General features: G+C 60.5%; 12 protein-coding genes and 1 pseudogene. All 13 read right to left on the bottom strand.

Features of this window, described 5'->3' with window-relative positions; translation table 11 throughout:
* A pseudogene (locus tag CPT76_RS06515) lies at positions 1–271 on the bottom strand (alanine--glyoxylate aminotransferase family protein); the annotation flags it as partial.
* Positions 268–1527, bottom strand: a complete 1260-nt coding sequence (locus CPT76_RS06510; RefSeq protein WP_105442303.1) for a Zn-dependent hydrolase — start codon at positions 1525–1527, stop codon at positions 268–270. The gene CPT76_RS06510 and the pseudogene CPT76_RS06515, both read right to left, overlap by 4 nt.
* Positions 1524–2945, bottom strand: coding sequence for an allantoinase AllB (gene allB / locus CPT76_RS06505; RefSeq protein WP_105442302.1), 1422 nt, complete (start codon positions 2943–2945; stop codon positions 1524–1526). The genes CPT76_RS06510 and allB overlap by 4 nt, the downstream gene beginning before the upstream one ends.
* Positions 2946–2967: 22 nt before the next feature.
* On the bottom strand, positions 2968–3210 hold the full coding sequence (locus CPT76_RS06500; protein ID WP_258168147.1) for a hydroxyisourate hydrolase: 243 nt from the start codon (positions 3208–3210) through the stop codon (positions 2968–2970).
* A gap of 18 nt (positions 3211–3228) precedes the next feature.
* Positions 3229–4209: a factor-independent urate hydroxylase gene (gene pucL / locus CPT76_RS06495; protein WP_105442301.1), complete on the bottom strand. Its 981-nt coding sequence runs from the start codon at positions 4207–4209 to the stop codon at positions 3229–3231.
* Between the two features lie 16 nt (positions 4210–4225).
* Positions 4226–4735 (bottom strand): 2-oxo-4-hydroxy-4-carboxy-5-ureidoimidazoline decarboxylase, encoded by a 510-nt coding sequence (gene uraD, locus CPT76_RS06490; protein ID WP_105442300.1) that lies wholly within the window; start codon positions 4733–4735, stop codon positions 4226–4228.
* Complete coding sequence (locus CPT76_RS06485) at positions 4732–5262, bottom strand: (2Fe-2S)-binding protein (RefSeq protein ID WP_105442299.1); 531 nt, start codon at positions 5260–5262, stop codon at positions 4732–4734. Before CPT76_RS06485 ends, uraD begins: the two co-directional genes overlap by 4 nt.
* A complete protein-coding gene (pucD, locus tag CPT76_RS06480) occupies positions 5259–7535 on the bottom strand; it encodes a xanthine dehydrogenase subunit D (RefSeq protein ID WP_105442298.1) in 2277 nt (758 codons plus the stop codon). The genes CPT76_RS06485 and pucD overlap by 4 nt, the downstream gene beginning before the upstream one ends.
* On the bottom strand, positions 7529–7711 hold the full coding sequence (locus CPT76_RS06475) for a hypothetical protein (RefSeq protein ID WP_105442297.1): 183 nt from the start codon (positions 7709–7711) through the stop codon (positions 7529–7531). Before CPT76_RS06475 ends, pucD begins: the two co-directional genes overlap by 7 nt.
* A gap of 135 nt (positions 7712–7846) precedes the next feature.
* Positions 7847–8260 (bottom strand): FAD binding domain-containing protein, encoded by a 414-nt coding sequence (locus CPT76_RS06470; protein WP_181152710.1) that lies wholly within the window; start codon positions 8258–8260, stop codon positions 7847–7849.
* A 195-nt stretch (positions 8261–8455) separates the two neighbouring features.
* Positions 8456–9112 (bottom strand): nucleotidyltransferase family protein, encoded by a 657-nt coding sequence (locus CPT76_RS06465; RefSeq protein WP_105442295.1) that lies wholly within the window; start codon positions 9110–9112, stop codon positions 8456–8458.
* A complete protein-coding gene (locus CPT76_RS06460; RefSeq protein ID WP_105442294.1) occupies positions 9109–10068 on the bottom strand; it encodes an XdhC family protein in 960 nt (319 codons plus the stop codon). The genes CPT76_RS06465 and CPT76_RS06460 overlap by 4 nt, the downstream gene beginning before the upstream one ends.
* Positions 10069–10129: 61 nt before the next feature.
* The coding region (locus tag CPT76_RS06455; RefSeq protein ID WP_146116174.1) for an amidohydrolase family protein at positions 10130–10716 on the bottom strand (587 nt) is incomplete at its 5' end.

Genomic DNA, 10716 nt, shown 5'->3' with positions numbered 1-10716 from the left:
CCTCTAGTAGGCTTGCCATCACGGCCTCAATCCCGGACCTCGACGTACCGTCTACGGGATACGCCCACCGGTTGTCCGTACGAAACAATTCGCGAAGCATTCCCATCGTTTCATTCATCAGCTCCGTAAATGCCGGATCGAATTGACCAAGAATCGGATAAGACATGGCCCGCAGCACTCTCGGGTCGGCTTCTACCGGTCCCGGCGTCATAATGATGCGCGAAATCGGCACAAATTCATTCCAGCTTCCCCCGGATACCCTATTCATCATCCATCCACTCCTGTCGTATAGGCAAGCTCATGCAGGCAGGCTGCTAAAACTGCCGCTCCTTCCGCAAGGTGAGCCGGCTCCGTGTATTCCTCCTTGGCATGGCTGATCCCGCCCCGGCTCGGAACGAATAACATGGCCGCGCGGCTGACGGCGGCCATCATTTGCGCGTCGTGTCCCGCGCCGCTGACCATGCGCAGGTACGGCAGACCCGCCTCCATGCACAGCCGCTCAATCCGTCCCGCCAGTGTACCGTCCATCGGGACAGGCTCTGTCTTCAGCCAGCAGTCGGTCTTTACCTGCAGCTTTCTTGCGGCGGCTATCTCTTGGAACGTTTCAAGAGCGGACTCGCTGAACTCGTTCAGCATCCAACTCTCGGTATGACGGATATCCAAGGAGAAGCGTACCTCGCCGGGAATGACGTTCGGAGTATTGGGCCAGGCTTCGATCCGCCCGACGGTCGCTACCACTCCGTTACCGGCCCGCTTCGCCATTTCCTCCACCCGGACGATCATGTCGGCCGCTCCGGCCAGCGCATCGGCACGGTAGGACATCGGCGTCGTTCCCGCATGGTTGCTGTTGCCCGTCACCGCGATCCCGTACCGGCGCTGTCCGACGATCGATTCGACCACGCCGATTCGCCGTCCGGCTGCCTCCAGCACGACGCCCTGTTCGATGTGCAGCTCAACGTAATCGCCGATGTCCCTCCGGCGGCAGTCGGGTTGGCTCTCCTGTCCGAAGCCAGCTGCTTTCATGGCCTCATCCAGCGATACACCCTCCGCGTCGTAAATGCCGATTCCATCGCCGATCCGGTAGCGGCCGCCAATACTGCCCGAGCCCCAATAGGTTAAGGGGAACCGGCTGCCTTCTTCCTCGCAGAAGGAGACCACTTCGAGCGTACGGACAGGCATCCCGAACCGCCGCTTCAAATAGGACAGCGCGGCGATACCGGCGGCGATGCCACCGGCTCCGTCGTAGTCTCCACCGGCGCGGACGGTATCCACGTGGGAGCCAGTCAGAACCACGGGTAGATCGGGACGGGTGCCCGGCAGCCGGCCGTAGAGGTTCCCGACCCGGTCATAACGCACCTCCAGCCCCGCATCTGCCATGCGGCCGGCCAGCAGCTGCTGCGCCTCCTGCCAGGACGGCGAATACAGCAGCCGGGTGACGCCGCCCCCGGGTTCGCGCCCGATCCGGCCCAGATCTTCCAGCAGACGCATCATATCGGCAAAAGCACCAGATTCAGCGGCAATATTCATGGCGCCACAACCTCCCCGCTGCGGCCGGCAGTGTGTGGCTTGAGCGGTGTCAGCCGCCGGCCGGCACCCGGACTTACGATTCCTCCCTCCGACGTATAGACCAGGCGGCCCCGGCAGTACGTCGCAGCTACGGAGCAGCTGAAAACCCTGCCGATATATGGGCTGTGCCGGTGGCGCTGCAGCAGATCCTCTCTGTGCAAGACGTGCGGAGACGATGGCTGAATCAGCACCAAATCGGCATCCATTCCCACCTGAATTTTGCCTTTGCGGCGGCCAAGGCCAAATCTTTCGGCCGGACGTTCCGACAACAGCTTCGAGAGCTGCGGAAGCGGAATTCCCCGCTTGATCCAACCTTCCTCCAGCATCAGCAGCAGGGTGCTCTGGGCACCCGCGATGCCGCCCCATGCTCCAAAGAAGCCGCCACCTTCGGTCACGGCCTTCATCGCTTCCGGGCAGGGCGAGTGGTCGGAAGCGATGAAATCAATCGCGCCTGCCTTAAGACGTTCCCACATGCCTTCTATTAGAAAGGCAGAACGGAGCGGCGGCGCACATTTGGCCGCCGGTCCGATGCGGATCATATCCTCCTCGCTCAAAGTCAGATAATGCGGGCAGGTCTCCAACGTTACGTCAAGGCCGCGCTGTTTGGCATCCTGAATCAGATCGACCGCTTCGGGGCTGCTGATGTGAACGAAATGCAGGGGGCATTCCGTCTCTTCCGCAAGGGCAAGTGCGGAGGCTACCGCCTCGAGTTCGGCTTCGACCGGGCGGGTCAACGCATAAGCTGCAGCGTCGGTCCGCCCTGCGGCAAGGGCCTCGGCGGTCAGGCGTGACGTCATTTCGTCGCTTTCGGCATGCAGTGCAATGAGGCCACCGAGACCGGCAATGCGCCGCATCCCTTCCCTCAGTTCATCCTCCCCTACCTCACGGAATCGCCCCTCCCCTTCCCCGCCGGGATTTGACATGAACGCCTTGAATGCGATGACGCCGGCATCGGCCAGCGCTCGCAGCTGGTCCATTCGCCCTGGCACCAGTCCGCCCCACAAGGCATAATCCACCGCCGACCGGCCTTGCGCCAATCGTTCTTTGTGCCGCAGCGCATCCAGCGTAACTGTCGGCGGGTTTCCGTTCAGCGGCATATCCGCGTACGCCGTGCAGCCGCCGGCCGCGAGCGCGGCAGAGCCCGTCTCAAACCCCTCCCAATGTCCAAAGTTTGGCTCATTGAGATGGACATGCATATCCACCACGCCGGCCATGACGATCTGGCCGTCCGCTTCTACGATTTTCGAAGCAGACGTCCCCGATATGCGGTCTTTGATTTCGGTGATCTTTCCATTGCAGATGGCGATATCCATCTTTGCGACTTCGTCCTCAAGCACGACGTTTCCGCCGCGTATGATCCATTCTTCGTGCGCATCCATGCTCCGCCCCCCCTTTTTTCTATCAGCTTCCGCGATACGTGCTGTACCCTCCCGGCGCCAGCAGCAGCGGGATATGGTAATTTTCATCGCCGTTAGACACCCTGAACCGGATCGGAACAAGGTTCAGAAACAAAATCCCGTCGGCGGCCGCCTGTTGACGGAAATAATCGCCAACCCAAAACGTCAGCTCGTATTCGCCCCCGGGTACAAATCGCCGTCCCACAGCGGCTGCGTGCAGGCACCGCGCGGGACGTATCGAGCACATGAGTCGAAATCCGCCCGCTCATCCGGAACTGACGGTGCCTTCAGCCGGCTCCGGTGCGGCAATTAGATCTTCCCGGGTCATCGAAAAGCCCTGAAAGCCGAAAGGCGGGCGCGGCTCGGTAAAGACCCCGGATGACAAGCCGTCCGCAGGTTCCACGACCGTCTCCCATGTCCGGTTGCTCGTTTCAAACCGGACTTCGGCCAGCTGCGGAAACCGGATCAGAATCCGCTGCCCGATCAACCAGATCAAATGCTGGATCGACGGGGTCGCGAATTCATAAAAGACGTTCTGGGCAATGTCGCGTATCTGCTGGACGGGCACATGCTTGCCTGCCTCCGGATGAATCGCATCCTGCGGGTCGTCATATCTCCAGCGGATATCGAGAAATATAAAGAGCGGCCGGTCATAGGCATCAGGCAGCGTCGTGTATTCATCACGTATAAAGCCATAGAACGAGCTGCCGCTGACTTTGATCAGCTGCAGGTCCGACAAGCCGCTCCACGCCTCGTCGAGATCATACCCCTCGGCGCCGCGCGCCAGCTTCATCTCCGCGGCGGCATGATCGTTGTAGGAACGCCTGTACACGAGACGGTTATCCAGAAACCCTCCGGGGCCCGGCACCGGCAGAGGAAGAAAGGGAATCCGGTTGGCCGACAGCCGCACGGTGTCGATATGGCCGTAAGTCTCCATAAACCGTACGGCCAAAAAATGCAGCAGCGCTTCCGTCGTCCCTCCTTCAAAGGTTGCTGCTTGGCGCAAAATAAAATTTTTCATGGAATCGGTGGCCACCAGCTGCGCGTTGTCCCCGTCGGTGAACGAAGTCAGCAGAGCCTCACCACTGACCGCAAAACGGATGTTATGGGCAAACAAAATATTATCCTCCCCAACAAAGGGAGATTCCGGTATCGGGGCCGCTTCCAGCGGCTCTGCGTAAGTCCTGTAAACAAGGACGTCTCCTTTTCCGTAATAAAGCGTGCGTCCGGAGTTTATTTTCAGCATGATTAGGTCATCCTTTCTATTCCTGGCTGCGATCCGTGACGATCCGCCCCAGCCTGATTCGCGTAATTCGGGCAATCTCGCGCAGCGCTTGCATCCATTCGCGCTCTGTATCATGATCAATTCTTTGCCGCATCGCTTGCGCGATGTCGTCTTTGGTGCATCCGGTTACGGCCATAATGAAAGGAAAACCGAATTTGCTTACATACTGTGCATTCATGGATGCAAAGGCTTCGTATTCCTCCCCGGTCAGCTGATCCAAACCCGCGCCCCGCTGCTCTTGAGCCGAAAATACTGTGACTTGCATGCGCGTGGCAAGGTCGGGGTGCGCCTGAAACAACGCCAGCACCTGGGACTCAGACGCTGCGTACACCTGCTCCATCATCCGCTCGTGCAGCTCCGCAGCCGATGCGAACGGCCGCAGCTCCCATACCTGCTCCGCCACCCAAGGCGAATGCTCGAAGACGCCGCCCAGGTGCCGGACGAACGTTTCGACCGTCCCTTCGTTCAGTTCGTTGATCGTGATCATATGCGCGCATCCTCCTTCCCTCCGGGACCGCGCCTTTCCCGGATGATCCGTTCCGATGCTCTCCGGACCGACCTTAGAATCGCCGCGTATCCCGTACAACGGCACAGATTGCCGGACAGCGCTTCCTCTACCTGTTCCGGCTCCGGATCGGGATGTTCATCAAGCAGCGCAATGACGGTCATAATCATTCCCGGCGTGCAGTAACCGCATTGAAAGCCCCCTTCCTCCAAAAAGGCCTGCTGCACGGGATGGAGTCCATCCCGTCCGATGCCTTCGATCGTCGTAATGGACCGGCCCTCTGCCTGATAGGCAGAGACCAGGCAGCTATTGACCGGCACGCCGTCCATTTGCACCATGCAGGCGCCGCACCGACCGATGTCGCATGACCGTTTCGTCCCGGTCATGCCCAAATCGTCACGGAGAATGTCGAGGAGCCGTCTGGACGGCGATATGTTCAACGACACCCGCCCGCCATTGATCTCGCAGGTCCACGGCTTCAGCTGGATACGATCCTTTTCGGATTTCATACCGTCTCCCCCTTTCTCGCAAGGAAGGATGCATCTTGCAGCAAAGCCGGATTCGCAGGGAGTTTCTCCAGCCAAATTCCCGTCGCCTGCCGGACAGCCGCTGCGATGGCCGGCGCAAGCCCGACAGAGCCGATCTCGCCGATTCCTCTCGGCCCGTGCTCGTCGCCTTCCGGCAGATCCTCGATCGGCAGCACTTCGACGGGACCAGCCAAGTCGGCTGCGGTCGGAATGAGATAGGTGTCGAGGTTGCCGGTTTTGTATTTCCCCTCCTCCATGACGGCATCCTCGCTCAGCGTAAAGCCTAGCGCCATCCCGCTCCCTCCCTCGATTTGGCCAAGATAGCCCTGCGGGTTCATGACCGGGCCTGCGGCCACGGCATGGAACTGGTCCAGCAGTCGAATGCGCCCGGTCAACCGGTTCACCTCGATCCTGACACAAACCGCGGCATACGAATATAAATAGTGAGCTCCGATCCGCGTGGTAGGGGACACAGGGTATGCAAAGCTCGTTTCGGCACGGATGGGATCCTTCCCGGCGGCGGCCAGTTCCTGGTACGTCATCACCTGCTTCTGCGTGTAAATGTCGTAAATACCTCCATTACCGATCCGGAGACATTCCGCCGACACACTCGCAGCTTCGGCAGCGGCGGCAAGCAGCCGTTCTGTAAACGGCTTCTGCATACGCTTCAGTGCCTGCCACATCATGCTGGTCGCGCGGGACGCAGTGCTAGAGCCGCTGTCCGGCACCGCATCGGTATCCCCGATGACGAGCCTGAGATCGGAAGCGTCCAGACCGTACATCTCGACCAGCATTTGCTCCAGCGTCGCGAGCAGCCCCTGTCCGCATTCTTCGAAACCGAACGCGACTTCCACCTTCCCGTCTTGCGCGAGTAGAAGCCGGCCGCCCGACGGGTCGGGAATGCCATAACCAAGGCCTGCACCATGCATGACGAAAGCAGCTCCGACGCCGGTCTGAATCCAGGGCGGCCGGTTCCCGCCTTCCGTGAGATGTTCCCGTTCCTTCCACAAACGCGATTCCTTCAAGGCATTCCATACTTTGAGTGCCCCGCCAGTCACCGAAATCGGCTGACCGAAGGGGCCGGTCCCGTCCGGCGGAAGCAGGTTAATGCGGCGGAACTCCCATGGGTCCATCCCGAGCACCTCGGCGAGACGATCCATCTGGCCCTCCAGCGCAAACAGCGCCTGATTGCCGCCAAATCCCCGAAACTCGCCGGACATGCCGTTGTTTGTGAACACCGAGATGCTTACGGCATCGACGGCGCCGAAGGCATAAGAACCAACGGCATGCTCCGTCGCAAAGTTCAGCACCTCCGCACCCAGCGTGGCGTAAGGGCCCGTATCGGCCAGAACCCTGACCTGATGGGCAAGGATACGTCCCGATGCGTCCGCGCCGGTTTTCATGCGGATGGTCATCGGATGGCGCTTCAGGCCGGCCCGTACCGATTCCATGCGGGATTGGTGAATCTTCACCGGTTTGCCCGTCACCCTGGCGAGAAGCGCCCCGTACGGCTGGACGTTTAATTCGTCCTTCCCGCCGAAGGAGCCCCCGATCGGGCTGGACACGACTCGGATCGACTCCGGCGGGATCGCCAAAATCCGCGCCAGCTGCAGCCGGTCCATCAGGCCGTGCTGTGTAGGAGAGTAGACGGTAAGTCTCCCGTCTTCTCCCGGAACGAACAGCCCGCCTTCCGTTTCCATATAGGTGTGCATCTGGCGCGGCGTCCGGTAGGTCGCCTCCACGATATGAGCGCACATCCCAAACGCCTCGTCGGCATCGCCACGGCGGTACTCGCTCCGGTGAAGCAGGTTGCCGTCCTGATGAAGCTGCGGCGCACCTTCGGCCAAAGCTTCATCGGGCTCGGTAAGCACCTGGAGCGGCTCGTAATCCACCTCGATCAGCTGAAGGGCGTATTCAGCGACTTCCGGCGTAGCCGCTGCGACGGCCGCCACGGCATCGCCCGTATACCGGACCCGGTCCTCGCAGAAGACCGGCTGATCGGCGCGAGCGATGCCGAAACGGTTCAGCCCGGGCACATCCTTCCAGGTCAGGACCGCCTCCACGCCGGGCAGCGCCAACGCCCGATCCGTCCGCACGGACCGGATGGCCGCATGTGGATAAGCCGCACGCAGCACCCGGCCGTATAGCATATCCGGCGCGCTCATGTCCGTCAAATACTTGAGCTGCCCCGTCACTTTATCCGGGCCGTCCGGGCGCACCCTCCAGCGCGTTCCGCTGCTGGATCGGTTCAGCATAGCGTCTCCCCTCCTTCGGATGCAGTCTGTTGAAGCAGCTGCCACAAATCTGCGGTGATCAGCGATGCTGCCGTCTTGCGGCGATAGGATTCTCCGGCGAATATATCGCCAGCCGGTCTGTACTCTTCCATGACCCGTTCATAGACGTCCGGAAGCCGGCCCAGGTCTGCCTTCATCCGCCCTTGCAGGAAGCCTGATCGTCAGCAGGATCCGGTCAGGGTCCAAGGCATCGGCGGCACGAAGCTCCAGCCATTCCGTCAAAGGCAGCGGCGCCACGGGGCCGTAGTTCATCCTGCCATTCCAACTCTGCGTCATAGAGGAGCCAGCGCCGGCAGTACGTCCCCCACGCCAGAGCATACGTTACCTCCGAGCGTCGCCACGTTTCGTACGGACGACGCTGCCGTGCTGCGGATGGCTTCCCCCACCAATGGGTAAAGGCTGGCTAGGCTCGGATGTCTCCGGCATGTCCCGAGGGTCACCTGGGAACCGATGCATAATCCTCCGGCCTGCATGAACACCTCCCGTAAGCCGGTCACACGCTGTAGGTCGATCCAATGCGGGGAAATGCTCCGTGTTCCGGCCTCCCATTCCGTACGGAGGAGTGTGCCGCCAGCGACATAGTCCGCTTGCTGACCAAAACGGCGTTTCAGCAAATAGGCTTCCCGGGCATCTGCCGGATGCCATACAGTCGGTGTACTCATCACCGGGTTGAAGGCAGCATCCATGGCCGTCTCTCCTTTGCAGTGTCTTGAATGCATCCTGGTGTTTAATTGGAATAGATTGGTTGGTTTTTCACACTATACGCCGCCACCGTGTTTGTGTAAATAAACTTAACTTCGATTTAGGAGTCATGCACAATCACGTTCGTTCGCGTTGTGCCCGATGCCAAAATTGTGCATGACCTATCAGATTTTATGTCATCATTTCTTACACATGGGGAGATGCTGGTTCGTCTGAAGCGTCCATATTCGTTTTGCCTCCGCCCACTCTTCTGGCGTGTCGATATCCAGTACAAGCAAAGGATCGGCAGGGGCCACGCGGAGCCCTTGAAACCGCGAAGAATCCAGAAGGCGCCTCGCCCCCTGATCCCCTTTCAGTCCGGCAGCCGCCTCAAACATCGTTGCCGACAGAACCGCAGGCGGCATCGCCTCCCTTCCCGCCTCGCTCATCACATAATCCAGCCCGGGAGCTGATCGCCACGCGTCGATCAGCTGCATCAGCCAAGCCGGCGACACGTACGGCTGGTCGGCCAACGCCACAAGCACAGCATCGGCACCTGCATCGGAAGCAGCACGGATGCCGCATTGCAGTGAGAGCGCCATGCCTTGATCCGCTTCCAGGCAGACAGCGACGACAATGCTAGAGCCGTCCGCTCGGTCTGCAAGGAGACCGGCGTCCAGCCATACCAGCGGATCTTCGGGATGAACGACTACGATCAACCCGCTCAGGCCGCTGTCCCGAAGCGCCGCCAAGCCGCTGCCGGCCAGATGCATACCTGGTGCAAGCTCCAAGGACTGCTTGCGGCAGCCCATTCTCCGGCTGCTTCCCGCCGCAAGGTATACGCCCATGATGCTCATGCATGCCGCCTTTCCCGAACAGCCGCCTCAGCGCCGCTCTTCCACTTCACCAGCCGGGCCGCGATGCTGACGGCGATTTCGGCGGCGCCTTCTGCGCCAATGGGAAGACCTGCAGGGGCATCCACGAAGTCCGGGATCGGCAGCTCACCAAAGAGCAGCCCGATCCTCCGAGCGGAGCCGATGATGCCGACGTACTCCGGCTGCAGCGGGACTAGGCGCTGCAGCATCTCTCGGTCGCGGCGCAAATGATGGCTGGCAAGGACGACGTAATCGCGGATGCCGATGCGCAGCTCCTCAACGATCCTGCCGGCATCGCCAACAACCGTTTGGGCCAGCGGGAACCGCTCCCTGCTGCACCAATCCTCGCGCCAATCCGCCACCGCTGTCGCAAATCCGATGGAGCGCGCCATCGCCTCCAGCGCCGCCGCTTCCTCCCCGGCGCCGAAAATGATAAGCCGGCGGCTCGGAGCCAGCCGGGTCGCATAGAAGAACACTCCCCGACCTGCAACCGATTCCTGTATGGGGCCATCTTCCTCCAGCCGGTAATCCATCTTTTGATCCGGGCGGAGTTCCCGAATGAGCCGGATAGCCGTCCCCTGCAGAACGATTTTGGCCGCTTCCAGAAGCACCGCTAGAAGACGGCCTTCGATTGGCTCCAGCAAAATGACCAGCTCGCCTCCGCAGCCCATGTCCTCTCCCCAGATCGGGTCGACGCCTGGCTCGGTATTATAGCTCACCCATTCGAACCGGCCGCGCTCGAGAATCCGGGGAACCCTTGCAGCAAGATCCGCTTCCAGACAGCCGGGGCTGATGCTGCCGATGCGGTGTCCATCCGCGGCTATCAGCATCATGGCTCCGGACTTGCGGTAAGCATGGCCGCGCACCGATACCAGGCTCGCAAGCACGGCCGTCCCCTCTTCATTCTGCACGTACCGAAGAATGCTTTCCGTCTCCATCCGATCTCCTCCTTACATGCATTTTCCTAAAAATACAGCGATCCTGTTCCTTGAACCAGGATTACAATCTACGGAGCAGCTTTTGCAAGGCCCGGTTCGCTCCGGCGAGTACCCGCGGCTTATCCAGGGTCAGCACCTGCCTTCCTTCCATCACAACTTGACCGTCGATCATCACCATTTCGACATCCCCGCGGGTGGCGGCGTAGACGACCCGTGAGAACCAATCCGCGTCAAAGGAAGGATAGACATGATAATCTTCCAGGTCCAGCAAAATCAGGTCTGCAAGTTTCCCCGTCTCAATGCTTCCGATCTTCCGTTCCATGCCAAGCACTTCCGCTCCGCCAATCGTGGCCATTCGCAGCACGGTCCTCGCGTTCATGACCGTCGGACCGTGCCCCACCTTCTGCATGTATGCGGATAATCTCATTTCCTGAAACATGTCAAGGTTGTTGTTGCACGGGGCTCCGTCCGCGCCGAGGCCGACCGGGATACCGCTTCGCATCAATTCCGGCACTTCTGCAATCCCGGATGCCAGCTTCAGGTTGGATCCCGGACAGTGGGTGACTTTGACGCCGCGCTCGCGGATAATCCGCTTTTCCTCGTCATCGAGCCAAATGCTGTGCGCGAGCACGAGATTCGGTCGGGCAA

Source organism: Paenibacillus sp. AR247, assembly GCF_002968895.1.
Classification (GTDB): domain Bacteria; phylum Bacillota; class Bacilli; order Paenibacillales; family Paenibacillaceae; genus Paenibacillus_AQ; species Paenibacillus_AQ favisporus.
Note: the sequence above shows the minus strand (reverse complement) of the source record. Positions and strands in the feature narration are given on the sequence as shown.